Consider the following 24,305-nt stretch of genomic DNA (forward strand, 5'->3'; position numbering starts at 1 on the left):
GGGAGGCGATGACAGCGCAACCGCCCGCCTCGGCCTGGACCCGCTCGAAGCCGCCCTTGCTGCGGTTTCTCGACACATGCCTCAATGAATTCTCCGCGGAGACCTCCGGCCATGTCGCGGATTACATTCCCGAACTGAGCAAGGCCGACCCTGCCTATTTTGGCATCAGCCTCGCAACGCTCGACGGCCATGTCTACGAAGTCGGCGACTCCAGGGTGCCCTTCACCATCCAGTCGATGTCGAAGCCTTTCGTGTTCGCGCTGGCGCTCGACCTGCTCGGCGCAGGCCATGTCGAGAGCGCGATCGGCGTCGAGCCCTCGGGCGATCCCTTCAACTCGATCCGGCTCAACTCGGAAAACCATCCGTTCAATCCGATGGTCAATGCCGGCGCGATCGCCTGCACCGGGCTGATCCATGCGAGCAGGGGTGCCGAGGCATTCGAGCAGATCCGGCTCGCGCTGAGCCGTTTTGCCGGGCGCGACCTCGCCGTCGACGAGGCCGTCTACACCTCGGAGAGCCAAACCGGCGATCGCAACCGCGCCATCGCCTATCTGCTAAAGACCAATGCCGTGATCTCGGACAATGTTGCCGGCGTGCTCGACGTCTATTTCCGGCAATGCGCGGTGTTGGTGACCGCGCGCGACATCGCGATCATGGCGGCGACGCTCGCCAATCGCGGCGTCAATCCCGTGACGGGCGAGCAGGTGCTGAGCGCATACGCGATCTCGCGAACGCTGTCGGTGATGACGTCGTCGGGCATGTACGACTATGCCGGCGAGTGGATCTATCGCATCGGCATCCCAGCTAAGAGCGGCGTCGGCGGCGGAATTCTGGCGGCGCTCCCTGCCCGCCTCGGGCTCGGCAGCTATTCGCCGAAGCTCGACAAGCACGGCAACAGCGTGCGCGGCATCAAGGTCTGCGAGGCGCTATCCTCGCACTACGACCTGCACATGCTCAACCGCAGCGACGACGCCCGCAACGCGGTCATCGCCGACTACGACATCGGCAAGAGCCCGTCACGCCGCGTCCGCCGCCAGCAGGAACGCGACATCCTCGCCGCCCATGAGCAGGCGGTGCGCGTGATCGAGCTGGTCGGCGTGCTGTCGCTGTCGGCGGTCGACTATGTGACGCGCCGGCTCGCGGGACAGGCCCGACCGCAAATCGTCGTGTTCGACCTGCACCGCGTCACCTCCACCACGCGCGCCGGCGCGCGGCTGATCGCGGAGGCTTTTGAGGAGCTCGCAGCGCTGAACGTCACCGTGGTCCTGTCGGGCGTCAGGCGCGCCTCCAGGGAATGGGACAGCTTGAGAGAGTGGACCGCGGAGCTGAAGAACGTCCGCGACTTCTATCTGCTCGATACCGCGATCGAATGGGCCGAAGACCAGATCGTCTACCGTTACGGCGGCTCGATCGACTTTCACGAGACCACGGATCTATCCGAACAACCGCTGCTCGACGGCCTCGGCGCCGAAGAGCTGACCGATCTCGCCTCGATCTGCACCGTCAGAACCTATCAGTCCGGCGCCAAGATCCTCACCACGGGCGATCCTGCCGATGCGCTGTTCTTCCTGCGCAGCGGCGCGGTGCATGTCACCCTGCCCGACGGCATCCGCCTGGCGACGCTGACCGCCGGCATGGCCTTCGGCGAGATGGCGCTGATCGAGACCACCCGCTCCGCCGACGTGTTCGCGGACATGGCGGCGACCGCTTTCGAGGTGCCGCTGAAGGATTTCGAGCGCTTTCGCAAACAGCACCCGCGCGCCTCCGAGCGCATCATGCGCAATCTGGCGCAGCTGCTGGCCGACCGGCTGATCGTCGCCAACACCAAGGTGGATATCCTGACATCGACGTGAGCGAATGAGGTTCTTCATCTCTCCCCGACGGGGAGAGATGATCCCGTTCCCAAGGCGTACCCTGCTTTACCGACTTGCCGCCTCGCTGATCCGACGCTTGATCTTGGCGGCGCTGGCCTTCAGCAATTCGGATGGCTGCTGGCCGGTTGCGGCGCACAGGCAGGCCCAGTAGTAGATGACGTCGCCGAGCTCTTCGACGAGACCGGCCTTGTCGAGCCAGTCGTCACGCAAGAGCTTCTTGATGTGTTCGGCGACTTCGCCCGCTTCACCGGCAAGGCCAAGCCCGAGATAGGACAGTCGCTCGTTCGAGGGATGCTCATCGACTTTCGCAATGGTCGCGGCCCAGGCCGCATATTCATCGATCGTCATGACCCTCCCTCATAGCTCGCGCGTGATCAGCCCACCACGTCGGTGACGGGCTGGAGATCGATCTCAAACGTCTCCAGGAACTTCGACGTCATGATGTAGAAGCCCACCGACAACTGGAGCTCGACGAGCGCGGCCGGCGTCAGCTTCGACGCGATCGCCTTGAAGGTCGCGTCCGTCGGCTTCTTCAGCTTGACGGTCTCGTCGGTGAAGGCGAGCGCCGCGCGCTGGGTCTCGTCGAAGCAGTCAGCTGCCTGCCAGCTTTCCAGCGCCTCGTTCTGCGCCTCGGTGACGCCGACATTCCTGCCGATGCGCTTGTGCGCGACGATCTCGTATGGCGCTTCGCACAAAATGCCGGTGCGCGTGATCGCGAGCTCGCGCACGACGGGATCCAGTTCGCCCTTGTGCCTGATGGCGCCGCCGAGCCGGCAGTACTGTTCAAAATAGCTCGGCGAGTGCGCCATCATCCGGAAGATGTTGGCGTTGCGATTCTTGTCGAGGATTTCGCGGGTGCGGTCGGACGCCCTGGAGGGATCGCTGTAGTCGATGCGGGCCATGATTTACCTTGAGTTTTTCCTGAGATTTTTCTTGCGATTTTGATGCTTGTTGTCGTTACCGGAATAAGTTCCCAAAAACTGTATTCTTGCGGAGACGCAGGAGCAACATCATCGAGTCAAATTGCCGCCGCATTGCTGATCGACCTTGGTACAGTCGATATTCGCCGCGTGGGGACACATGGTGGCGAATGCTCGATGTGGGGTGTTCCGAGTAGAAACAATTGGCCGTCGGGTGCGCAGAGCGCGCAACGATGAGTCACGCCCAAGTCTAGGGAGAAAACGGCATGAAGGAAGCCTCCAAGGGGGCGGCCTCGGAAGCGCTCGCGCACATGCTGGCGGTGATGGCAATGCTCGTCATCGCCAGCATCCTGTTCTACGCGCGTTAGTTGAGTTCTTGAGTTTTCGTCATTCCGGGGTGGCCCTCGCACAGGCCAGGCCCAGAATACCCGTTCCAGGCTCGGTCCCTCCGGACCGCCCCCGAATGGCGAAATCCCCTCAGGCTTCCTTCGTGAAGAACGGCACGAGCTTACCCGCAAAGGGTTTGAAGCTCACCTTGACCGCATCGCCAATGGCGAGATCATTGTCGCCATGGGCCATCATGCGAAAACCCTCGGCGCAATCGATCAGCAGGATGTTGTAGGGCACGTGGGCGCGCGTCTCAGGCGTGGCGGCTCGGCAGACCAGCGAGGTCGCATAGACCTTGCCCTTGCCACTGGCGCGCGCCTCGCGCGGAGCCGCGGCCCCGCACGCAGCGCAGAAGGCGCGGTGGAAATACTGCACGTGGCCGCATGCGGCGCAGGTCTGGTAGGTGATGGCCGGTTCGCCCTTGGTCCAGTCCGCGATTCGTTCGCTCATCGCACCTGCTCCAGAAACATGCTGACATGGGACGACAGCACGCCGCCGTCGCCATGCAACAGCGCAATCGAGGCGTCCCGCACCTGACGATTCGCCGCCCGCCCCGTCATCTGCAAATGCGCCTCGACCAGATGCGCCATGGCGCCACCGACGCCGCAATGGCCGTAGCTGAGCAGGCCACCATGGGTGTTGAGCGGCATCGCGCCGTCGCGGCTGAAATGGCCTGCACGCACACGAGCGGCCGCCTCGCCGCGGCCGGCCAGGCCGAGGTCTTCCAGCAGCATGGCAAGCGTGATGGTAAAGCTGTCGTAGATCGCGGCATAGCGCACGTCGGAGATCGCAAGGCCGGTGGCTTCCTTGGCGCGGGCGATCGAGATTTCCGCGCCGAGCTCGCTCAGTGCCGGCGCGGCCGTGACGTGCTGATGGGTGTGGGCCTGGGCGCAGCCGCGAATGCGAACACCGGCCTCGCCGGTCAGCTCGCGGCTGATGACGAAGGCCGCGCCGCCATCGGACACCGGACAGCAGTCGAGCAGTTTCAACGGCATCGCCACCGGCTTCGAGGCCATGACGTCGGCAACCGTGATGGGATCGCGGAATTGCGCACCGGGATGGGTGCAGGCGTGCGCGCGCATCAGCACCGCGAATTCGGCAAGGTCCTCTTCGGTCACGCCGTATTGGTGCATGTAGCGCGTGGCGACCAGGCCGTAATAGGCGGGAATGGTCGGCCCGAGCGGCACCTCGTAGTCGGGATGGCCGACCTGTGCCAGCGCCTGGATCGAGGCGTCGCGGCTCTGCCCGGTGAGACGGTTCTCACCGGCGACGACGAGCACGTTGCGGCAGACACCCGATGCGACGAGGTGATGCGCCAGCATGGTCATTGCAAGGCCGGTAGCACCGCCGACCTGTACGGCATGGGCGTAGGACGGGCGGATACCAAAATGCTCGGCGAACACCGTCGCCAGCATGATGTGCGGCGAGACGGTGGAATAGCCGCAAAGGATCCCGTCGATTTCCGCCCGCTTCAGCCCGGCATCGTCGAGCGCGTCTTGCGCGGCCTCGCTCATCAGGTCGAGCGAGGATGAGCCGTCGTGCTTGCCATAAGATGTGAGGCCGACGCCGGTGATGAAGCTCATCTCGCTACCTCTCCGCTGTCATGAGAGATTCGTTCTCATTACTGCTTGCCCTACTCCTGCGCCGAGCGCGTGACGCCGTCGCGCACCATGGCGGCAATCTCATCAGGAGAATATCCGATCTCACGCAGGATCTCTGCGCCGTGCTCGTTGAGCCGTGGCGCCAGGCGCACCGGTTCGGCCCCGGTTTCCGACCAGGTCGCCGTGACTTTCATGCTGCGGATCGGGCCTTCGGTCGGATGGTTGACGACCGGAAAGAAGCCGGTCGCCTCGAGGTGCTCGTCGTGCAGGATCGACGCAAGATCGTGCATCGGCATCACGGGCACGTCGGCCTTGGTCAGCAGCGTGATCCACTCCGTCGTGGTGCGCGTCTCGAAGATGCGCGCGAGCTCGGCATAGACGACGTCGATATTGGCCGCGCGGCCGGCAAAGGTCGCGAATTTGGGATCGGCGCGCAGGTCGTCGCGGCCTGTGGCCTTGAAGAAGTTCTCCCACTGCTTGTCGTTGTAGACGATCACGCTGAGATAGCCGTCCGAGGTCTTGTAGGGTCGACGGTCGCGCGAGAGGTGGCGGGCATAGCCGCCCTTGTCGAGCGGCGGCTCATAGGTGAGCCCGCCCATGTGGTCGCCCATGACGAATCCGGCCATGGTCTCGAACATCGGGATGTCGACGCGCTGGCCGCGGCCGGTGCGGTCACGATGCACGAGGCTGGCGCAGATCGCACCGACGGCGGTGAGGCCGACGATGCGATCGACCAGCGCGTTCGGCACGTAGCGCGGCACGCCGTCGCCGGTCTGCGCCATCAGCGCGGGCAGCGCGGTGGCGCCCTGGATCAGATCGTCGTAAGCGGGCTTTGCGGCATAGGGCCCGTCCTGGCCGAAGCCGAACACCCCGGCATAGACGAGGCGCGGGTTGATTGCGGAGACGACGTCGTAACCGAGCTGAAGCCGCGCCATCGCCTGCGGACGGACGTTGTAGACGAGCACGTCGGCGTCCTGCAGCAGCCGCAACACGGCGTCGCGGCCGGCGGGCTTCTTCAGATCGAGGCAGATCGAGCGCTTGCTGCGGTTGGTGTTGAGGAACACCGGGCCCATGCCGGTGTGCCGCATCGGGCCGATCAGGCGGGTGACGTCGCCGTCGAGCGATTCCACCTTGATCACGTCGGCACCGTAGTCGCCGAGCATCTGGGTCGCGTAAGGCCCCATCAGCACGGTGGTCATGTCGACGACCTTGATGCCCTTCAGCGGCCCCATCCGTTCGCTCCCGATTGCGCGGGCTCAACTCGGCACCGCGATTTCGGTCCAGCTAAGGGTAGTCACGCCGGGCGCGCAAGGGCGGCCGGGGTATGGCCGCATGCGCAGGCCGACGCGACCGCTATTTCTTCTGGCGGGATTCGCGGATCTTCATGAGACGGTCGAGCTCGTCGTTCTGCTGGTTGATGCGATCGGCGATACGCGACTCGTTCTGCTCGCCGGAGGCGGCGGCGGCCTGCTCGATCAGCTGGCGGATGTTGTCCTCGAGGATCGCGATGCGATCGTTGAGGGCGTCCAGCGACAGTGAGTCTTCGTAGTCAGTGCTCATGATGCATTCCCTGCAAATCAATCAGGAGCATTAAGGCGAACCGGAACCGGCCCACCATGATCTAGCGCAAGAAAAAGGTGGGCACGGCGCATGGCGCCCCTGCCCACCCGACGCAAGCTTACTTAAGCGGCTCCAGCACGGAGACGTAGTTGGCAACGGCAGCGCCGCCCATGTTGAAGATGCCGCCGAGCTTGGCGTTCTTGAGCTGCATGCCTTCGGGCGCCTGGCCGGCGAGTTGCATCGCGGTCATCACATGCATGGAGACGCCGGTGGCGCCGATCGGGTGGCCCTTGGCCTTCAGCCCGCCGGACGGATTGACCGGCAGCTTACCGTCCTTGAGGGTCCAGCCTTCCTTGATGGCGCGGGCGCCCTGCCCCTTCGGCGTCAGGCCCATCGCTTCGTACTCGATCAACTCGGCAACGGTGAAGCAGTCATGGGTCTCGACGAAGGAGAGATCGCTCAGCGTCACGCCCGCCTTCTCCAGCGCGCGCTGCCAGGCGACCGTGCAGCCTTCGAACTGGAGGATGTCGCGCTTGGACATCGGCAGGAAATCCTGGGCATGCGCGGTGGCGCGGAAGCCGATCGACTTGCTCATGCCCCTGGCGGTCTCGGCATCGGCCAGCACCAACGCAGCCGCGCCGTCGGAGACCAGCGAGCAATCGGTGCGCTTCAGGGGACCTGCCACATAAGGGTTCTTCTCGCTCTCGGCGCGGCAGAAGTCGAAGCCGAAATCCTTGCGCATCTGGGCGAAAGGATTGGCGACGCCGTTCTTGTGGTTCTTGGCCGCGATCAGCGCCAGCGCATCGGACTGGTCGCCGTATTTCTGGAAATAGGAGCTGGCGATCTTGCCGAACACGCCGGCGAAGCCGCCGACCGTGTCGCCGTCCTCGGGCAGATAGGACGCCTTGAGCAGGTTCTTGCCGATCTCGGGGCCCGGCGTGCGGGTCATCTGCTCGACGCCGACGACCAGCACGATCTTGGCCGCGCCTGCGGCGATCGCGCGCAGGCCCTGGTGCACCGCGGCCGAGCCGGTGGCGCAGGCGTTCTCGACGCGGGTCGCCGGCTTGAAGCGCAGCTTCGGGTCGGCCTGGAGCACCAGCGAGGCGGTAAAATCCTGCGCCGAGAAGCCGGCGTTGAAATGGCCGAGCACGATCTCGTCGACGTCGGAGGCCGAAATGCCGGCATCGGCCATCGCCTCGTTGGCGACGCGGGTGACGAGGCTTTCGACGGTTTCGGTGTCGAACTTGCCGAACGGCGTATGCGCCCATCCGACGATGCTGGCAGTCATGGTCTTGTCTCCCTGGCGGTCTCTTGCTGACCTAAGTCTTAGCTCAGGGATGGCAAGACTTCACGCGGCTTTCAACGCCTGGAGGGTGCGCTGGCAGATGGCAGTTATGCCGGCCCAGTTCCCGGCCCTGATCTCCGCCGTCGGGCATAACCAGGAACCGCCCACTGCAACGACGTTGGGCTCGGCGAGCCAGGTCGCCGCATTGGCCTCGCCCACCCCGCCGGTCGGGCAGAACCGCACGTTCGGGAACGGGCCGCCCAGCGCGCGCAGGCCCTTGATGCCGCCGGCCTGCTCGGCCGGGAAGAACTTTGCGACGTCGAAGCCGTAGGACAGCGCCATCATCAGTTCGGACGCCGTGGCGATACCCGGGGCGAACGGCAAGGAGCTGTGCGTGGCGGCCTTGAGCAGATCCGGGGTCAGGCCCGGGCTGATGCCGAACGCGACACCGAGCTTCTCGACGCGGGTGAAGTCGGCCGGATTGAGAATGGTACCGATGCCGACCACGGCGTCGGGGACCTCGGACATGATCGCCCTCGCCGCCTCGATCGCGACAGGGGTGCGCAGGGTGACCTCAAGCGTGCGGACCCCGCCGGCCACCAGGGCTTGCGCCAGCGGTACGGCATCCTGGATCCTCTCGATGGTGAGCACGGGAATGACAGTCGCGGCCTTGAACAGGGCGACGAGGTGGTTCTGTTGGGCAGCAGTGGGCATCTTGGGATCTTTTCGTTCATTTGGTCGCTTGACGCGTGGGCGCCAGCCGGTGCCGCTTCTTCGGCGGCATGGCATAGCCCGGAATGATGGCGCCGGAATAGCAGATCACGAGGCTGGCGAGGCGATGCCCTGACTGGGCCGCCTCGACCGGGTCGGCTCCCCCGAGCCGCGCCGCGATATAGGCCGCCGCAAAGCTGTCGCCGGCCGCAGTGGTGTCGACCACGGGCCTTGTCATGGGTTCGGCGCGGACCTCACTGGTGCCGGCCGGGAAGCGTAAGAGGCTGACGGGCTCGGCAAGACGGAACACCAGCTCGGGCGTCGGAATGCGCGCCATCAATTGATCGGGGCTCTCGCCGGGATAGAGCGCGAGGAGGTCCTCGGCCGAGGTCAGCACAATGTCGGCAGCCGCAAAGGCCGCCGCGAACACGTCGCGCGCGACATCGCGATCGGGCCAGCCGCGTGCGCGGAAATTGGTGTCGAACACGAAGCGCGTGCCGAGCAGGCGCGCGCGCTTGATTGCCGCAAACAAACGCTCCCGTCCGGCCGCGTCGTAGATCGAGAGCGTGATCGCGGAGAGATAGACGATGTCGTAGCTCGTCAGCGAGTTGAGCAGTTCGTCGGTCTCCGGCAGGCTCATCAGCTGCCGCGCCGCTGCGCTGTCGCGCCAGTGGAAGAACTGGCGCTCGCCATTGGCATCGAGCTGGATCATGTAGAGACCGGGCAGCTTGCCCGGCAGCCGCACGACGCGTCGCGTGCCGACGCCCTCGGCATTCCAGGCCGCGATCATCTCCTCGCTCATGCCGTCGTCGCCGAGCGCGGTGAGATAGTCGACCTTGACCTCGAGCCGCGCCAGATACACCGCCGTGTTGAGGGTGTCGCCGCCGAAGCCGCGCGAGAACAGGCCGTGCCCGGCGGAATGGCTACTCTGAGCCTGCCGGAGCTCGACCATGCATTCACCGATGCAAGCGACGCTCGCCATCGTCATATCCACGCTGTTCATCTCACACGATCAGGCGACGAAATTGCCGCCGAGCTCGTCCTCGATGTGAATGCGGATGATATCGTCGAAGGTCTTTTCAGCCGTCGTGAAACCGAGCTCGAGCGACCGCTTGGCGTTGAAGTTGCGCGGCCAGCCGCCGACGATGCCGACGATGAAGGGATCGGGCTCGTGCTTGATGCGGGCAGCAACCTTTTCGCCCGCAACGCGCCTCAAGGCTGCGATTTGCTCGCCGACAGTTGCCGACAGGCCCGGCATCGTGAGATTGCGGCGCGGACCGACCGCGGCAAGGTCCATGGTGCCGGCATGCAGCAGGAAGCCGACAGCCGAGCGCGGCGTGGCGTGCCAGTGGCGGACATCCTCGGAGACCGGGAGCACCGCTTCCTTGCCGGCCAGCGGCTCGCGCAGGATGTTTGAGAAGAACCCCGACGCCGCCTTGTTGGGCAGGCCCGGCCGGATGCAGATGGTCGGCAGACGGATGCCGATGCCGTCGAGGAAGCCGCGGCGCGAATAGTCGGCCAGCAGGAGTTCTCCGATCGCCTTCTGGGTGCCGTAGCTGAGCAGCGGGGTATGGAAGAACTCGTCGCCGATGGCGTCGGGGAACGGCGCGCCGAACACCGCGATCGAGGAGGTGAACACCACACGCGGCTTGTAGCCGCCGCCGACGAGCCTGATCGCATCGAGCAGCATCCGCGTGCCGTCGAGATTGATGCGGTACCCCTTGTCGAAATCGAGCTCGGCCTCGCCCGAGACGATGGCGGCGAGATGAAAGATCACGTCGGGACGGCCGGCGATCAGCTTTTCGGCCGCGCCGGGCACGGCGAAATCGCCCGAGACCGTTTCGACGGGGAAACCGGCCTTCTCCGGCTTCTTGGGCTCGACCACGTCGTGCATGGTCAATTTCGTGATGTCGTTCTTGCCGAGCCGGCCGTCGCGCAACAGACGTTCGCACAATTTGCGGCCGACCATGCCTGCGGCACCCAGAACCAGAATGTGCAAGAGCCTACTCCTTCTTACGTATTGGCCGGAACGCGCCGCTCTTGAAATGTTGGCGCGTTCTCAGGCAGGCCCCGCGATCATTCCTTTACGGCGCCGGTCATCGCCGACACATAGTACTCTACGAAGAAGGAATAAAGGATAACTACGGGGACCGAGCCGGTCAGGGCCGCCGCCATCAGGGCGCCCCAATGATAGACGTCGCCGTTGACGAGCTCGGTAATGGCGCCGACGGGGATCGTCTTGTTCTCCGAAGAGGAGATGAAGGTGAGCGCGTAGATGAACTCGTTCCAGGACAAGGTGAAGGCGAAGATGCCGGCCGAAATCACCCCCGGCAGCGACAGCGGCAGCGTGATCTTGACCAGAATCTGGAGCCGCGTCGCCCCGTCGATCAGGGCGCATTCCTCCAGCTCATAGGGAATGGTGCGGAAATAGCCCATCAGGAGCCAGGTGCAGAACGGGATCAGGAAGGTCGGATAGGTCAGGATCAGCGCCAGATTGCCGTCGAACAGACCGAGCTGGAACACGATCGCCGCCAGCGGAATGAACAGGATCGAGGGCGGCACGAGGTAGCCGAGGAAGATCGCAAGGCCGACATAGCGCGAGCCGGTATAGCGCAGGCGTTCAATCGCATAGGCCGCGCAGACACTCGCGAACAGCGAAATGAAGGTCGAGGACACCGACACGATCACCGTGTTCCACATCCACAGCGGATAGTCGGTGTCGAAGAACAGCTTCTTGATGTGCTCCAGCGTCGGATGCGCGATCAGGAACGGATTGTACTTCTCGTAGTCGTACATCTCCGCGTCGGGTTTGAACGTCGTCACCGCCATCCAGTAGAACGGAAACAGCAGGAAGAAGATGATCAGGCCGAGCGGGAGGTAAACCCGGAGAAACTTCTTCGGGAAGCTCTCCAGATAGTCCATTCCGACGCTTTGGTCTTCCACGGTCGTCATGGTCAGTCCCTCCCGCCCTGCTGCCAGCGTGAGCGCTGAAGCCCGAAGAAGCTAAGCAGGATCGCGGCAACCAGGAACGGGATCATCGCATTCGAGATCGCCGCGCCCTCGCCGAGATTGCCGCCGGTGATGGCACGCTGGAACGACAGCGTCGCCATCAGATGCGTGGCGTTGATCGGCCCGCCGCGCGTGATGGTGTAGATCAGCTGGAAGTCGGTGAACGTCATCAGCACCGAGAACGTCATCACGACGGCGATGATCGGCGACAGCATCGGCAGCGTGATGTGGCGGAAGCGCTGCAAGTTGGTGGCGCCGTCGAGATTGGCGGCCTCGTAGAGCGAGGGCGAGATCGTCTGCAACCCCGCCAGCAGCGTGATCGCCACGAACGGCACGCCGCGCCAGATGTTGGCGAGCACGACCGACCAGCGCGCATTCCAGGGCTCGCCGAGGAATTCGATGTAGCTCGTGATCAGGCCGGCCTTGATCAGCACCCAGGAGATGATCGAGAACTGGCTGTCATAGATCCACCAGAACGCGATCGCCGACAGCACGGTCGGCACCACGAAGGGCAACAGCACGATGGCGCGGACCATCGACTTGAACGGCAGCCGCTCGTTGAGCAGCAGGGCCAGATAGAGTCCGATCGCGAATTTCACGATGCTCGCGAACACCGTGTAGAAGATGGTGTTGAACACCGAGAGCCAGAACACGCTGTCCTTGGACAGCGAGACGAAGTTCTGGAAACCGATGAAGCGGCCGACGCCGCCGATCTTGGTGTCGGTCATGCCGAGCCAGAAGCCGAGCGCCAGCGGGTACGCCAGAAACAGGATCAGGATGGCGATCGCCGGCACCATGAACATGGCGCCGAGAAAATTCCGGCTTTCGAACGCCCTGCTCCACAGGCTGCCGCGCTTGAGCTGCGCCGCGACGGGCTCGGCAATGACTGCCATGTCGGATTCCCCTAGAAGAACGACGACGGCGGCGCCCAGCAAAGTGGACGCCGCCGTGCGTGCGGATCAGACTTGGTAGTAGCGCTTGGCACGCTCGGCAGCGCGCTTGGCTGCTTCCTGCGGCGTGGCCGAGCCGGAGGCGGCTTCGGCGAACATGTCGACCACGACGAAGTCGCCCATCACGGCGGCCGAGGCGTAGCCGAGATCGCCGGCATAACCGTTGTCGCGGCAGCGCTTCAGGCAGTCGCGATACGGCGTGATCTTGGGATCGGAGGTCCACACCGGGTTGTTGTTGTAGGCCGGGAGCGGCGGCGAGACGTAGCCGTTGGAGGCGACCTCCCACGCGTCGTAGTTCTCCTTGTCCATCATGAACTTGATGTATTCCTTGACCGCCTTCGGATACTTCGAGTGCTTGTAGCCGTAGTAGACGAGGACGTTCTGCTGCTCGGTCGCCACGCCCACGGGGCCGATCGGCATCGGCGCGTGGTCCATGTCCTTGGCGATCTCCTGCTGCTTCGGATCAGGCGAGGTCTTGCCCACGGTCCAGATCGAGATGCCGTTCAAGGTGAGGCTGAGCTCGCCGTTGAGGAACGCCTTGTTGTTGTTCGAGTCGTTCCACGACAACACGCCCGGAATGAAGGTCGCATAGAGCTGCTTGACGTATTCGATCGCGGCGATCGTCTCGGGCGAGTCGATAACGACCTCGTTCTTCTCGTTGACGACCTTGCCGCCGAACGCCCACAGAGCCCACTGGCACCAGCCGTTGGCATCGCCCGTGGCATGACCGAGCGCGAAGCCGGCCGGCGTATTGTTCTTCTTCAGCGCCTGGCAGAGCTTGAGGAAGCCGTCGGTATCCTTGGGAAACTGCTCGAAGCCTGCCGCCTTCATGTGGCTGATGCGGTAGTTGAGGCAGCCGCCGGTCGCGCCTTGCGGAATGGCGATCCAGCTGTCGCCCTTCCTGCCGTAGCGCTCCGCCACCGGGTACCAGCCGCCATACTGCGCGCCGAGATAGGTGGCGACGTCGGTCACGTCAATCAGCTTCTCGGGGAATTTGAAGGGATCGTCGAGCGTACCGATGATGAGGTCGGGACCGGCACCGACATTGGCGGCGACCGCCGCCTTCGGCCGGATATCCTCCCAGCTCTCGGCCTCGAGCTTCACCTTGATGCCGGTCTTCTCGGAGAACTTCTTGGTCTGCTCCGCGAACTTGTCGAACTCGGCCTGGATGAACTGCTTCCAGCGCAGCACGCGGATGGAGGCATTCGGCTCCGGCGTGTTGGTCCACTCCGCCGCACGGACGGGGACGATACCTGGGCCAGCCAGCAACGCTGCACCGCCCAGGCCGGCTTTAAGCACACTTCGCCTGTCGAAATCGCTCATCATTCTCTCCCTGATTTTTTGATTGTATTTGGTCGTTCTGAAGTCGCTACAGACGTTTGCCTGTCGCCTCGTCAAACAGGTGAACCACGGTCGGATCCGGCTTCAACTTGACCTTGTCGCCCGGATTGAACTGGTGGCGCTCGCGGAAGACCGCGACGACCTGCTCGCCACCGACCTTCGCAAACACCTGCGTCTCCGAGCCGGTCGGCTCGACCACGACGATCTCGGCGTCGGCGCCGTCGTCGGCAATCGTGAAATGCTCGGGACGGACGCCGTAAACCACGGGCTTGCCGTCCGAGGCAGCCGGCGCGCTCTTGAGCGGCAGCTTGACGCCGTTCGGTCCCTCGAAGGTCGCAACGCCGTTGACGCGGATGTGCCCCTTCAGGAAATTCATGGCCGGCGAGCCAATGAAGCCGGCGACGAACTGGTTTTCTGGCCTGTCATAGAGTTCGAGCGGCGTGCCCATCTGCTCGACGATTCCGTCATGCATCACGACGATCTTGTCGGCCATGGTCATGGCCTCGATCTGGTCGTGGGTGACGTAGACGGTCGTGGTCTTGAGCCGCTGGTGCAGCTCCTTGATCTCCGTGCGCATGGCTACGCGCAGCTTGGCGTCGAGATTCGACAAGGGCTCGTCGAACAGGAACACCTGCGGATCGCGCACGATGGCACGGCCCATGGCGACGCGCTGGCGCTGACCGCCCGAAAGCTGCCGCGGATAACGATCGAGCAGCGGCGACAGCGCGAGGATTTCGGCGGCGCGCTTGACGCGCTTGCCGATCTCATCCGAGCCGGCATTCCGCAGCTTCAGCGAGAAGCCCATGTTCTCGGCGACGGTCATGTGCGGATAGAGCGCGTAGTTCTGGAACACCATCGCAATGTCCCGCTCCTTCGGCTGGACATTGTTGACGACGCGGTCGCCGATCGAAATCGTGCCCGACGTGATGTTCTCGAGACCGGCGAGCATGCGCAGAAGGGTCGACTTGCCGCAGCCGGAAGGGCCAACCAAGACGACGAACTGGCCGTCCTCGATCGGGATCGACACGCCGTGCAGGACTTCAAAATTGCCGAACGATTTCCGCACGTCGCGGATTTGCACAGACGACATCTAGCTCCCTCCTCAGACCCGACGACGCAAACCTGGCGCCGCCACCGTCTTGTTTTTTCTGAACTTCGCCGACCCGAAGCCCCTCTTTAACAGGCGACATTGTCAGCAGTTTGCGCGGCTTTGGCAATTTCTCTTTGGTTAGTCGTTGCTGGTAGCGCTGTCAACGTTCCTTTGTTTGCGGGAGTGACTGTGTTAAGAGCAACAAATGGGTCGAAAGCGCACCAAGTCTGGCAAGATTCGGTTGGCGGAAGTGGCCGAGCTGGCCGGCGTCAGCCCGATTACCGCATCCCGCTTCTTCCGGAATCCCGAGGCGCTGTCGGTCGCCAAGCGGACGCGGGTCGAAAGCGCGGCGCGGGAGCTCGGCTATGTGCCCAACCTTGCGGCACGCGCGCTGGCCTCGCAGCGCACCGAGGTGATCGGTGTCTTGATTCCGTCACTGACCAACAACGTGTTTTCGGACGTGCTGCGCGGCATCTATGACGCCTCCGAAGGCAGCCGCTACTCGATCCAGCTCTCCAACACACGCTACAGCATTCTCCAGGAGGAGAAATTGCTGCGGCTGTTTCTGGCGCAGAAGCCGGCGGGACTCATCGTCACAGGCATCGACCAGACCGCGGAATCGCGCGCGATGCTGGAGGCGGCCGACTGCCCGATCGTGCAGATCATGGAAATCGGTCCCAACCCGGTCGACATGATGATCGGCTTTTCCCATTATGATGCAGCACGCGCGGCAATTGCCCATTTGTTCGCGCAGGGTCATCGCAGGATCGGCTTCGTCGGCGCCCGCATGGACCCCCGGGTCCAGCGCCGGCTCGACGGCTATGCCGCCGCCGTGAAAGACGCCGGCCTGTTCGACCAGAGGCTGATCGTGACGACGGCAACGCCGACTTCGGTGACGCTCGGCGGTGCGCTGTTCGTCGATCTGCTCGCGCGCGAGCCCGATATCGACGCGGTCTTCTGCGCCAATGACGACCTCGCGCTCGGCGTTCTCTTCGAATGCCGTCGCCGGGAGATCGCTGTCCCCGATCAGATCGCGATAGTCGGCTTCAACGACCTCGAATTCATGGCCTCTTCGGTGCCGACGCTCACGAGCGTAAGGACCAATCGTTACGAGATGGGCAGCACTGCTGCCGCGATGCTGATCGAGGCGATCGAAGGCAAGCGCCCCGAGGAGCCCGTGCTGGATCTCGGCTTTACCGTGATCGAGCGGCAGAGCTCGCAGACACAGCGGTCGGCAGCCAGCCCTCGCGCACCGGAATGGGTGCCAGCCGTACAAAATGATAGCGTTACCAACGACCCATGAGTAGTATCGCAATCGTGAGGAAACGTTCGCCAGCAGGCGGGCCGTCAAGACATGCTCGCGCTGCCGGGCATCGCACCGACCGACATCCGGGACGTCGATCCGTGCGTTTGCATTGAAGGAGAATCCAGTGACAAAAAAGCCAACCAATGGGCACGCGCCTGCCGGCAACGGCGCCCGCCGCCACCTTCGCTCACAGGACTGGTTCAACAACCCGCATAATCCGGGCATGACCGCGCTCTATATGGAGCGCTATCTGAACTTCGGCCTCACCCGCGCCGAGCTCCAGTCCGGCAAGCCGATCATCGGCATCGCGCAGACCGGCAACGACCTCTCTCCCTGCAATCGTCACCATATCGAGCTGGCCCATCGCGTCCGCGAAGGCATCCGCGAGGCCGGCGGCATTGCAATGGAATTCCCGACCCACCCGATCCAGGAGACCGGCAAGCGCCCGACCGCGGCGCTCGACCGCAACCTCGCCTATCTCGGCCTGGTCGAGGTCCTCTACGGCTATCCGCTCGACGGCGTGGTCCTCACCACCGGCTGCGACAAGACCACACCCGCCTTGATGATGGCGGCGGCGACCGTCAACCTGCCGGCGATCGTGCTGTCGGGTGGCCCGATGCTCAATGGTTGGCACAATGGCGAGCGCACCGGCTCCGGCACCATCGTCTGGAAGTCGCGCGAGCGGCTTGCTGCCGGCGAGATCGACTATGAAGAGTTCATGGAGATCGTGGCGTCCTCGGCGCCTTCGGTCGGCCATTGCAACACCATGGGCACGGCCTCGACCATGAATGGCCTCGCCGAAGCGCTCGGCTTCTCGCTGCCGGGCTGCGCGGCGATCCCCGCCCCCTACCGTGAGCGCGGCCAGATCGCCTACGAGACCGGAAAACGCGCCGTCGAGATGGTCTGGGAAGATCTCAAGCCTTCGGACATCCTGACCCGCAAGGCGTTCGAGAACTGCATCGTCATCAATTCGGCGATCGGCGGCTCGACAAACGCGCCGATCCACATCAACGCGCTCGCCCGCCATATCGGCGTGGAACTGTCGATCGACGACTGGCAGAAGTTCGGCCACGACGTGCCGCTCTTGGTCAACATGCAGCCGGCCGGCTTCTATCTCGGCGAGGAATTCCACCGCGCCGGCGGCGTACCGGCCGTGGTGCGCGAACTGATGAAGCACAAGCGCATCCACGAGGATGCCGTCACCGTCAACGGCCGCGGCATCGGCGAGAACTGCAAGAACGCGGCCCAGCCCGACAACGACGTGATCTGGACTTACGACAAGCCGCTGGTGAAGGACGCGGGCTTCCTGGTGCTGAGGGGCAACCTGTTCGATTCCGCGATCATGAAGACGAGCGTGATCTCCAAGGAATTCCGCGATCGCTATCTCAACAACCCGAAGGATCTGAACGCCTTCGAGGGCCGCGCCATCGTGTTCGAAGGCCCGGAGGACTATCACGAGCGGATCGACGATGCCTCGCTCGACATCGACGAGCACTGCGTGCTGTTCATCCGCGGCACCGGCCCGATCGGCTACCCCGGTGGCGCCGAGGTCGTGAACATGCAGCCGCCGGCGGCGCTGATCAAACGCGGCATCCTGTCCCTGCCCTGCATCGGCGACGGCCGCCAGTCCGGCACCTCGGGCTCGCCGTCGATCCTCAACGCCTCGCCGGAAGCCGCCGCCAATGGCGGGCTCGCGATCCTGAAGACCGGCGACAAGGTGCGCATCGACCTCAACAAGGGCAGCGCCAACATCCTGATCTCGGACGAGGAGCTGAAGAAGCGCCATGCCGGGCTCAAGGCCGCCGGCGGCTTCAAGCATCCGCCGAACCAGACGCCTTGGCAGGAGATCTATCGCAACACCGTCGGCCAGCAATCGACCGGCGCCTGCATGGAGCTCGCCACGCGCTACCAGAACGTCGCCTCAGCGTTTGGCGTGCCGCGGGATAATCACTAGTAACAACTGTCATTCCGGGGCGCGACGACGTCGCGAGCCCGGAATCCATAACCACCACCGTGATTATGGATTCCGGGCTCGCGCCAAGAGGCGCGCCCCGGGATGACGAACTCAAAGGAGAACAAGAACATGGCAGACCGCCTCAAGGGAAAGCGCGCCGTCATCACGGCTGCTGCGGCAGGCATCGGGCGCGCATGCGCGCTCGCGTTCGCGCGTGAGGGCGCAACCGTCATCGCCACCGACATCAACGAGGCCGGCATCGCCAGCCTGACCAAGGAAGGCATCGCCGAGGTCGCCAAGCTCGACGTCCGCAACACCGCCGACGTCAACGCCTTCGCCAAGCGTGTCGGCAAGATCGACATCCTGCTCAACGCGGCCGGTTTCGTCCACCACGGCACCATCCTGGAGTGCTCGGAAGAGGATTTTGACTTTTCGTTCGACCTCAACGTCAAGTCGATGCACCGGACCATCAAGGCGTTCCTGCCCGACATGCTCGCGGGCGGCGGCGGCAGCATCGTCAACATCTCGTCCTGCGCGGCGCTGCGGCCGCCAGCGAACCGCTACGTCTACAGCTCGTCGAAAGCCGCGGTGTCGCTGCTGACGCGTGCGGTCGCGCTCGACTTCATCACCAAGGGCATCCGCTGCAATTCGATCTGCCCGGGCACCGTCGAGACCCCCTCGATGCTCGATCGCGCTGCCGCGCAAGGCCCCCAGGGCAAGGAGATGTTCATCTCCCGCCAGAAAATGGGCCGGCTCGGCACCGCCGACGAAATCGCCAACATGGCGATCTATCTCGGCAGCGACGAGAGCGCCTTCACCACCGGTGTCGACCTCGTCGTCGACGGCGGCTACATGCTCTGACGCCCCAAGGGTTCGGACAGGATCACATCTCATGAACAAGATTGATCTCAACGGCCGCGTCGCCGTCGTCACCGGCGGCGCGCAGGGCTTCGGCCGCGCCATCGCCGAGCGCTTCGTCGCCTCCGGCGCCAAGGTCGCGATCTGGGACTTTGACTCGACGCTGGCCGAGAAGACGGCGAAAGAGATCGGCGACAACGTCCGGGTCTTCAAGGTCGACGTCACCGACACGGCGGGCGTCGAGCAGGCCCGCGATGCGGCGCTCAAAGCCTTCGGCAAGATCGACATCCTCGTCAACAACGCCGGCATCGCCGGCGTCAACAAGCCGGTCTGGGAGACCGATCTCGAGGAATGGCGCAAGGTGCTGCGCATCAACCTCGACGGTCCCTTCATCGTCTGCAAGGCCATCGTGCCCGTGATGCTCGAGCAGAAATACGGACGCATCGTGAACATCGCCTCGATCGCCGGCAAGGAAGGCAATCCGAACGCCTCGCACTATTCAACGTCCAAGGCCGGCCTGATCGCGCTGACAAAGTCGCTCGGCAAGGAGCTCGCCGCGCATGACATTCTCGTGAATGCGGTGACGCCGGCGGCGGCCAAGACCGCGATCTTCGACCAGATGACGCAGCAGCATATCGATTTCATGTTGTCGAAAATCCCCAAGGCCCGCTTCGTGCTGGTGGAGGAGCTCGCTGCGATGGTGAGCTGGCTTGCATCCGAAGACTGCGCGTTCTCGACCGGCGCCGTTTTCGACATCTCCGGCGGACGCGCAACCTATTGAGACTGCCATGATCCGGGAAGGTGGATGTCTGTGCGGCGCGGTGCGGTTCAAGGCGGAGGGCGAGCCGCTGAACGTGCGCATCTGCCATTGCCGCATGTGCCAGAAGGCGATGGGCTCACCTTATTTCGCCCGCGCCCAGTTCGACCAGAAAGCCTTGAGTGTCGAGGGTGACACCGGTCGCTACGCATCGTCCGAAAACATCGATCGCGTGTTCTGCAAGACATGCGGCACGCGGCTGTTCTCCTGGCGACGCAACGGCACGCTGGCGGGCGTCGCGCTCGCGACCTTCGACGACCGCAACGCGTTCGCGCCGACAGAGCACATATGGGTCTCGGAAAAGCTCGCCTGGGTGAAGCTCGACGACGGCCTGAAGCAATATCAGGGGACGATTCCGGCCTGACGCCGATCATTTGCAGCGTGGCAATTCGGAACCGGCCACCCTATGCTGGCCTGAAGCGTTGCTGCACCGCCGGTTTGGCTAGGTCGTCTGCAAGGCAACAGGCAGAACCGGGACAGCCGACGTGAACCTTTCCTTCTATGACCTCTCGGTGTGGGTGCTGCCGCTGGTGCTCGCCATCACCCTCCACGAGGCCGCGCACGGCTTCGTCGCGCACCGGCTCGGCGACAACACCGCCTGGCAGCTCGGCCGCGTCAGCTTCAACCCCATCAGGCACATCGATCCGTTCGGCACCCTGATCCTGCCCGCGATGCTGCTGTTTGCGCATTCGCCGTTCCTGTTCGGCTATGCCAAGCCGGTGCCGGTGAATTTTCGCAACCTCAACAATCCCAGGCTGGACATGGTCTGGGTTGCCCTGGCCGGTCCCATCACCAACATCCTGCTGGCGTTGTTGGCCGGTCTCGCGCTCCACGCCTTACCTTTGGCGCCGGCGGGCTCGGCGCAATGGATCTTCGACAACCTCAAGAATGCGTTGCTGATCAACGCCGTGCTGGCGGTCTTCAACATGATGCCGATCCCACCGCTCGACGGCGGGCGGGTCGCGGTCGGGCTGCTGCCCCGGCCCCTTGCTCTGCCTCTGGCGCGGCTCGAGCCGTTCGGCATGATGATCCTGATCGCGCTGTTGATCCTGCTGCCGCTGGCCGGTTCCCGGTTCGGTCTAAATCTTGATGTTATTTCAGCAATACTGCGAACGTTGACCGGTTATGTGATTCAAGCTGTTCTCTTAGCTACAGGCAATGCGTAGTTGAATCCGTACCCCGCCACAGACACTTGAAGACAAAGCCGAAGGGCCAGAGGCCAACTTGGTCAAAGCTGCCGATATGCTGATCGCGCGACGCGCCGACACCCGTGCCCGCGCCGATTTCGCCACCTGGAAGATGATGGCGAAGCTCAACGGGCTGTCGGCGCTGCCTCCGGACGCACAGGGCTTCCTCGACGGCTACAAGAAGCTGCTGGAGCGGATGAGCGAGGACGAGGCCTCCGAGGCCACCATCGCCGAGGTCTACAAATCCTACTATCTGGAGATGGGCGGCGGTGGGAACCCGCCCGACGTCCGCACCCGGCCGACCGAACCGGGGACGGACAATGTTACCGCCTTCCGGCGCCCCGCGCCCAAGGCGAAGAAGGCCGCGATGTTCGGGGCGACCATGTTCGGCGGAACCGAGAAGCGGCCCCTCCCGGTGGCCCTGATCTTCGCCTGCCTGGTCGTGGTCTACGTCTCGATCAAGTTCTACTGGCGCTGACGGCCGGCTATTTCGCCGGCTTCTTGAAATTCACCGGCAGGCTGAAGGCGAACTGATCTTCCGTGAGTTCTGCCGGCGGCGCCGGCACGGGATCCGAGCGGCGCACCATCGAGATGGCTTCATTGTCGAAGGCGGGGTCGCCCGAGGATTGCGACACATCGACGGACACGACATTGCCGCGACGGTTCAGGACCAGGCTGAGCTTGACCGTCGTCGTCTTGCTCTTGTCCTTGGGATAGCGCTTGTGCAACTCGAAATAGGCGCTGATGCGCTTGCCCCATTCGGCCGTCAGCTTGCGGATATCCTTGCCGATGCCCTGATGCGGGGCAGCCGCCTTCTCGTCCTCGCGCGCGTTCTCGTTCAGCGCCTGCCGCGCCGATTCCTGGGCGTTCGGCATCTCCTCGACGGCCTGGGTTTCGACCTTGGCCACCTTCGTGGTCTCCTCGACCGGCTTCTTAGAGTCGTTCTCGGTGACGAGGCGATCCGGGTCCTCGGCCTCTTGAGGGATTTCCTTCGGCAGGTCGGTTTCTTTCACCTCGGCCTGCTGCTGCATCTGCTGCGGCTGGTACTGCGAGGCCTCGCTGTCCGGCCCCGGCGGCAGATCCGTCTCGGGGAGCTTTGGCGAGGTCATTTCGACGGCGTATTCCGCGCCGTTGGCACCGAGGCCATCGTCACCGTCATCGGGGCGGAGGTTGGCGAGCGCCAGTGCGGCCCCGCCAAGATGCAGGCCAACCGCCACCACGGCGGCCAGGATCCACAACGGCCGCGAGGATTTTGCCTCGAACACAGGGTCGGTCATCGCGCCGCCATCAGGGTTGGACTGCCCCTTGCGCCGGCCCCGCCGCCGCAGGAGGTGCCTCGAGCGCCACCAGCTTGATCCGAGAATAGCCGCCGGCGCGGAGGATTTCCATGACGCCCATCAACTCGCCGTAAGGCACGACCTTGTCGGCGCGCAGGAACACGTATTTGTCCTTGCTCATGTCGGCGAGGGCGTCGAGCGAGCTGACGAGATCGGTGCGCTTGACCGCATTTTCGCCGATCGCCAGCGTCAGATCGGGCTTGATGCTGACATAGGTCGGCTTGTCCGGCTTTTTCTGCGGCGTCGCGCTCGAGGTCGGCAAATCGATCGGCAGATCGACCGTCGACAACGGTGCCGCGACCATGAAGATGATCAGCAGCACCAGAATGACGTCGATGAACGGCGTGACGTTGATGTCATGCGTTTCCGAGAAATCGTCGTCGTCATCGCTGTCGGTGAGCGAAACAGCCATGGCCTACTCCGCCGCGCGCGAATGCGCGCTGCCGTGGCTGCGATCGAGATCGCGCGACAACAGCCGAGCTGCCGCCCCCGAGGCGCGGCTGACGAGTTCGAGATAGCCCTTCGTGACGCGCGAGAAGTGATTGTAGATGATGACGGCAGGGATTGCCGCGACGAGGCCGATGGCGGTGGCGAGCAGCGCCTCTGCGATGCCGGGGGCGACGACAGCAAGATTGGTCGTCTGCGACTTCGAAATGCCGATGAAACTGTTCATGATGCCCCACACGGTGCCGAATAGGCCGACGAAGGGCGACGTCGAGCCGATGGTCGCGAGGAAGCCCATGCCGATGCGGATGCGGCGCTGTTCGGCTCGCATGATCTCGACGAAGCTCGACGCCGCACGCTCCTTGATGCCGATGTCGCTGGAGAGCCCGGCCGACATCCGTGCCTCACGCAGTGCCGCTGCGAGGAAGGACGGAAGGATGCCCTGCTTGGTGCCGAGCGCCATCTGCGCTTCCGCGAGCGAGCGCACCTCGGCAATCTTCTTGAGCGCCGAGCGCAGCTTGGCCGACGCGACCGACAGCTCGATCGACTTCGCGATGAAGACGGTCCAGGTCACGAGCGAAGCGAAAGCAAGCCCGATCATCACCGCCTTCACGATGACGTCCGCCGACATGAACATCACCCAGGGCGACAATTCCTTCATGGCCGGCGCAATGCCGGCCTTCGGCGCCGCCTCGGATGCCGGGGCCACGGCAACGTTAGTCGCAGGCGCACCGGGCGTCGCGGGGACAGGCGCAGCAGCGGGAGCCGTCGTCGATGGTGCAGGCGCGGCAACCGCGCTTGGTTGCACCGTGGCTGCGGGAGCGGCCGGCGCCGGCTGGGCCGCGACAGGCGCCGATGCGGCCGCAGGTCGGGCCGGCGCGACCGGCTGGGTTTGTGTTTGGGCAGAAACGGGGACTGCGAGCCAGGTGGCCGTCAGCAGCACGGTTGCAGCGAGGCTAGCTCGGAAAGATGTGATCTTCATACTTCGGCCCAGGTGCGAATGAGATTGTGATAGATACCCGTCAATTTGACCGTTTCGGGATCGTCACGCCCGAGCCGTGTCACCAGCGCCTGAATGGCGGTGTCGAGGTCGAAGATCATGCTGCGGGCTTGATCGTCCCGTATCATGCTCTGGAGCCAGAAGAAAGACGCAACCCGTGCCCCCCTGGTCACCGGAGTGACCAGATGCAGGCTGGTCGAGGGATAGAGCACGCAGTCCCCGGCTGGCAACTTGACTTCGTGCGAGCCGTAGGTGTCCTCGATCACAAGTTCGCCACCGTCGTAATCCTCGGGCTCGCTGAGGAACAGCGTGACCGACAGATCGGTGCGGATGCGGAGGCCGGTCAGGCGGTCGCCGCGGATCGCGTTGTCGACATGCAGGCCGAAATGGTGGCCGCTGCTGGCCGCATAGCGGTTGAACAGCGGCGGAAAGATCTGGAGCGGGATGGCCGCTGCCAGAAATCGCGGGTTCGCGGTCAACGCCGAGATGATGCGATTGCCGAGCTTGCGCGCGACCTCGCTGTCCGGCGGCAATTGTTCGTTGCGCTTGACCATCGCCGACTGCGCGCCCGCCGTGGAGCGGCCGTCTTCCCATTCGGCGGCGTCCATGACGCGGCGGAACTCCGTCACGTCATCCTTGCTCAGGACGCCTTCTATGCATGTCAGCATGGCACC

Annotated in this window: 26 protein-coding genes; 8 read left to right on the top strand and 18 right to left on the bottom strand. The window is 64.1% G+C overall.

Annotated features, from left to right (window positions below):
• The first annotated feature begins 8 nt into the window (after positions 1–8).
• On the top strand, positions 9–1,853 hold the full coding sequence (gene glsA, locus QY049_RS06045) for a glutaminase A (RefSeq protein WP_194476393.1): 1,845 nt from the start codon (positions 9–11) through the stop codon (positions 1,851–1,853).
• Between the two features lie 66 nt (positions 1,854–1,919).
• Here glsA and QY049_RS06050 read toward each other — a convergent pair whose 3' ends face one another.
• The 14 genes from QY049_RS06050 to QY049_RS06115 form a co-directional block, all read right to left on the bottom strand.
• Positions 1,920–2,222 carry a nucleoside triphosphate pyrophosphohydrolase family protein gene (locus QY049_RS06050; RefSeq protein ID WP_057759035.1) on the bottom strand — a complete coding sequence of 101 codons (303 nt, stop codon included), beginning with the start codon at positions 2,220–2,222 and terminating at the stop codon, positions 1,920–1,922.
• Positions 2,223–2,248: 26 nt separating this feature from the next.
• A complete protein-coding gene (locus QY049_RS06055) occupies positions 2,249–2,776 on the bottom strand; it encodes a carboxymuconolactone decarboxylase family protein (protein WP_258762060.1) in 528 nt (175 codons plus the stop codon).
• A 495-nt stretch (positions 2,777–3,271) separates the two neighbouring features.
• Positions 3,272–3,631 carry a Zn-ribbon domain-containing OB-fold protein gene (locus QY049_RS06060; protein WP_258762061.1) on the bottom strand — a complete coding sequence of 120 codons (360 nt, stop codon included), beginning with the start codon at positions 3,629–3,631 and terminating at the stop codon, positions 3,272–3,274.
• Positions 3,628–4,764 carry a thiolase family protein gene (locus QY049_RS06065; RefSeq protein WP_258762062.1) on the bottom strand — a complete coding sequence of 379 codons (1,137 nt, stop codon included), beginning with the start codon at positions 4,762–4,764 and terminating at the stop codon, positions 3,628–3,630. Before QY049_RS06065 ends, QY049_RS06060 begins: the two co-directional genes overlap by 4 nt.
• A 50-nt stretch (positions 4,765–4,814) precedes the next feature.
• Positions 4,815–6,014 carry a CaiB/BaiF CoA-transferase family protein gene (locus tag QY049_RS06070; protein ID WP_258762063.1) on the bottom strand — a complete coding sequence of 400 codons (1,200 nt, stop codon included), beginning with the start codon at positions 6,012–6,014 and terminating at the stop codon, positions 4,815–4,817.
• 121 nt (positions 6,015–6,135) lie between these two features.
• A complete protein-coding gene (locus tag QY049_RS06075) occupies positions 6,136–6,342 on the bottom strand; it encodes a hypothetical protein (RefSeq protein ID WP_194476398.1) in 207 nt (68 codons plus the stop codon).
• 118 nt (positions 6,343–6,460) lie between these two features.
• Positions 6,461–7,630, bottom strand: a complete 1,170-nt coding sequence (locus QY049_RS06080; protein WP_258762064.1) for an acetyl-CoA acetyltransferase — start codon at positions 7,628–7,630, stop codon at positions 6,461–6,463.
• A 60-nt stretch (positions 7,631–7,690) separates the two neighbouring features.
• A complete protein-coding gene (gene eda / locus QY049_RS06085; RefSeq protein ID WP_194476400.1) occupies positions 7,691–8,341 on the bottom strand; it encodes a bifunctional 4-hydroxy-2-oxoglutarate aldolase/2-dehydro-3-deoxy-phosphogluconate aldolase in 651 nt (216 codons plus the stop codon).
• Positions 8,342–8,357: 16 nt separating this feature from the next.
• Entirely contained in the window at positions 8,358–9,320 is a 963-nt protein-coding gene (locus QY049_RS06090; RefSeq protein ID WP_258762065.1) for a sugar kinase, read from the bottom strand.
• Positions 9,321–9,350: 30 nt separating this feature from the next.
• A complete protein-coding gene (gene denD, locus QY049_RS06095; protein WP_194476402.1) occupies positions 9,351–10,337 on the bottom strand; it encodes a D-erythronate dehydrogenase in 987 nt (328 codons plus the stop codon).
• Between the two features lie 77 nt (positions 10,338–10,414).
• Positions 10,415–11,290 carry a carbohydrate ABC transporter permease gene (locus QY049_RS06100; protein WP_258762066.1) on the bottom strand — a complete coding sequence of 292 codons (876 nt, stop codon included), beginning with the start codon at positions 11,288–11,290 and terminating at the stop codon, positions 10,415–10,417.
• A gap of 2 nt (positions 11,291–11,292) precedes the next feature.
• Positions 11,293–12,240, bottom strand: a complete 948-nt coding sequence (locus QY049_RS06105; RefSeq protein ID WP_258762067.1) for a carbohydrate ABC transporter permease — start codon at positions 12,238–12,240, stop codon at positions 11,293–11,295.
• A gap of 66 nt (positions 12,241–12,306) precedes the next feature.
• Entirely contained in the window at positions 12,307–13,620 is a 1,314-nt protein-coding gene (locus QY049_RS06110) for an ABC transporter substrate-binding protein (RefSeq protein WP_194476405.1), read from the bottom strand.
• A 46-nt stretch (positions 13,621–13,666) separates the two neighbouring features.
• Positions 13,667–14,728 (bottom strand): ABC transporter ATP-binding protein, encoded by a 1,062-nt coding sequence (locus QY049_RS06115; protein WP_194476406.1) that lies wholly within the window; start codon positions 14,726–14,728, stop codon positions 13,667–13,669.
• Positions 14,729–14,933: 205 nt separating this feature from the next.
• Between QY049_RS06115 and QY049_RS06120 the strand changes: the two genes are divergently transcribed.
• The 7 genes from QY049_RS06120 to QY049_RS06150 all read left to right on the top strand — a co-directional run bounded on the left by QY049_RS06120 (position 14,934) and on the right by QY049_RS06150 (position 21,328).
• Complete coding sequence (locus QY049_RS06120; RefSeq protein WP_301269196.1) at positions 14,934–16,031, top strand: LacI family DNA-binding transcriptional regulator; 1,098 nt, start codon at positions 14,934–14,936, stop codon at positions 16,029–16,031.
• Positions 16,032–16,158: 127 nt separating this feature from the next.
• On the top strand, positions 16,159–17,988 hold the full coding sequence (locus QY049_RS06125; protein ID WP_258762068.1) for an IlvD/Edd family dehydratase: 1,830 nt from the start codon (positions 16,159–16,161) through the stop codon (positions 17,986–17,988).
• Positions 17,989–18,117: 129 nt separating this feature from the next.
• Positions 18,118–18,849, top strand: coding sequence for an SDR family oxidoreductase (locus QY049_RS06130; protein WP_258762069.1), 732 nt, complete (start codon positions 18,118–18,120; stop codon positions 18,847–18,849).
• Positions 18,850–18,880: 31 nt separating this feature from the next.
• Positions 18,881–19,627 carry an SDR family NAD(P)-dependent oxidoreductase gene (locus tag QY049_RS06135; RefSeq protein WP_258762070.1) on the top strand — a complete coding sequence of 249 codons (747 nt, stop codon included), beginning with the start codon at positions 18,881–18,883 and terminating at the stop codon, positions 19,625–19,627.
• Positions 19,628–19,634: 7 nt separating this feature from the next.
• Complete coding sequence (locus QY049_RS06140) at positions 19,635–20,027, top strand: GFA family protein (protein ID WP_258762071.1); 393 nt, start codon at positions 19,635–19,637, stop codon at positions 20,025–20,027.
• A gap of 121 nt (positions 20,028–20,148) precedes the next feature.
• The gene (locus QY049_RS06145) at positions 20,149–20,829 is read left to right on the top strand and encodes a site-2 protease family protein (protein ID WP_258762072.1); all 681 of its coding nucleotides are present in this window, start codon (positions 20,149–20,151) and stop codon (positions 20,827–20,829) included.
• Between the two features lie 76 nt (positions 20,830–20,905).
• Positions 20,906–21,328, top strand: a complete 423-nt coding sequence (locus tag QY049_RS06150; RefSeq protein ID WP_258766981.1) for a hypothetical protein — start codon at positions 20,906–20,908, stop codon at positions 21,326–21,328.
• A gap of 7 nt (positions 21,329–21,335) precedes the next feature.
• Here QY049_RS06150 and QY049_RS06155 read toward each other — a convergent pair whose 3' ends face one another.
• From QY049_RS06155 to QY049_RS06170, 4 genes are read right to left on the bottom strand one after another with little or no spacing between them, the layout of a single operon-like run.
• Entirely contained in the window at positions 21,336–22,127 is a 792-nt protein-coding gene (locus QY049_RS06155) for an energy transducer TonB (protein WP_194476412.1), read from the bottom strand.
• Positions 22,128–22,137: 10 nt separating this feature from the next.
• A complete protein-coding gene (exbD, locus tag QY049_RS06160) occupies positions 22,138–22,599 on the bottom strand; it encodes a TonB system transport protein ExbD (RefSeq protein WP_258762073.1) in 462 nt (153 codons plus the stop codon).
• Between the two features lie 3 nt (positions 22,600–22,602).
• The gene (exbB, locus tag QY049_RS06165) at positions 22,603–23,613 is read right to left on the bottom strand and encodes a tonB-system energizer ExbB (protein WP_258762074.1); all 1,011 of its coding nucleotides are present in this window, start codon (positions 23,611–23,613) and stop codon (positions 22,603–22,605) included.
• The gene (locus QY049_RS06170) at positions 23,610–24,299 is read right to left on the bottom strand and encodes a Fe2+-dependent dioxygenase (RefSeq protein ID WP_258762075.1); all 690 of its coding nucleotides are present in this window, start codon (positions 24,297–24,299) and stop codon (positions 23,610–23,612) included. The genes exbB and QY049_RS06170 overlap by 4 nt, the downstream gene beginning before the upstream one ends.
• Positions 24,300–24,305 lie beyond the last annotated feature (6 nt).

This window comes from Bradyrhizobium sp. WYCCWR 13022, assembly GCF_030435535.1.
GTDB lineage: Bacteria > Pseudomonadota > Alphaproteobacteria > Rhizobiales > Xanthobacteraceae > Bradyrhizobium.

Coding starts and splice junctions, on each gene's coding strand:
- QY049_RS06090 (WP_258762065.1), bottom strand. CDS start 9,320: ATGGCGAGCGTCGCTTGCATCGGTGAATGCATGGTCGAGCTCCGGCAG.
- QY049_RS06080 (WP_258762064.1), bottom strand. CDS start 7,630: ATGACTGCCAGCATCGTCGGATGGGCGCATACGCCGTTCGGCAAGTTC.
- glsA (WP_194476393.1), top strand. CDS start 9: ATGACAGCGCAACCGCCCGCCTCGGCCTGGACCCGCTCGAAGCCGCCC.
- exbB (WP_258762074.1), bottom strand. CDS start 23,613: ATGAAGATCACATCTTTCCGAGCTAGCCTCGCTGCAACCGTGCTGCTG.
- QY049_RS06055 (WP_258762060.1), bottom strand. CDS start 2,776: ATGGCCCGCATCGACTACAGCGATCCCTCCAGGGCGTCCGACCGCACC.
- QY049_RS06065 (WP_258762062.1), bottom strand. CDS start 4,764: ATGAGCTTCATCACCGGCGTCGGCCTCACATCTTATGGCAAGCACGAC.
- QY049_RS06170 (WP_258762075.1), bottom strand. CDS start 24,299: ATGCTGACATGCATAGAAGGCGTCCTGAGCAAGGATGACGTGACGGAG.
- QY049_RS06135 (WP_258762070.1), top strand. CDS start 18,881: ATGAACAAGATTGATCTCAACGGCCGCGTCGCCGTCGTCACCGGCGGC.
- QY049_RS06150 (WP_258766981.1), top strand. CDS start 20,906: ATGCTGATCGCGCGACGCGCCGACACCCGTGCCCGCGCCGATTTCGCC.
- QY049_RS06105 (WP_258762067.1), bottom strand. CDS start 12,240: ATGGCAGTCATTGCCGAGCCCGTCGCGGCGCAGCTCAAGCGCGGCAGC.
- QY049_RS06050 (WP_057759035.1), bottom strand. CDS start 2,222: ATGACGATCGATGAATATGCGGCCTGGGCCGCGACCATTGCGAAAGTC.
- QY049_RS06110 (WP_194476405.1), bottom strand. CDS start 13,620: ATGAGCGATTTCGACAGGCGAAGTGTGCTTAAAGCCGGCCTGGGCGGT.
- QY049_RS06130 (WP_258762069.1), top strand. CDS start 18,118: ATGGCAGACCGCCTCAAGGGAAAGCGCGCCGTCATCACGGCTGCTGCG.
- QY049_RS06115 (WP_194476406.1), bottom strand. CDS start 14,728: ATGTCGTCTGTGCAAATCCGCGACGTGCGGAAATCGTTCGGCAATTTT.
- QY049_RS06100 (WP_258762066.1), bottom strand. CDS start 11,290: ATGACGACCGTGGAAGACCAAAGCGTCGGAATGGACTATCTGGAGAGC.
- QY049_RS06140 (WP_258762071.1), top strand. CDS start 19,635: ATGATCCGGGAAGGTGGATGTCTGTGCGGCGCGGTGCGGTTCAAGGCG.
- QY049_RS06070 (WP_258762063.1), bottom strand. CDS start 6,014: ATGGGGCCGCTGAAGGGCATCAAGGTCGTCGACATGACCACCGTGCTG.
- exbD (WP_258762073.1), bottom strand. CDS start 22,599: ATGGCTGTTTCGCTCACCGACAGCGATGACGACGACGATTTCTCGGAA.
- eda (WP_194476400.1), bottom strand. CDS start 8,341: ATGCCCACTGCTGCCCAACAGAACCACCTCGTCGCCCTGTTCAAGGCC.
- QY049_RS06075 (WP_194476398.1), bottom strand. CDS start 6,342: ATGAGCACTGACTACGAAGACTCACTGTCGCTGGACGCCCTCAACGAT.
- QY049_RS06120 (WP_301269196.1), top strand. CDS start 14,934: ATGGGTCGAAAGCGCACCAAGTCTGGCAAGATTCGGTTGGCGGAAGTG.
- QY049_RS06155 (WP_194476412.1), bottom strand. CDS start 22,127: ATGACCGACCCTGTGTTCGAGGCAAAATCCTCGCGGCCGTTGTGGATC.
- QY049_RS06060 (WP_258762061.1), bottom strand. CDS start 3,631: ATGAGCGAACGAATCGCGGACTGGACCAAGGGCGAACCGGCCATCACC.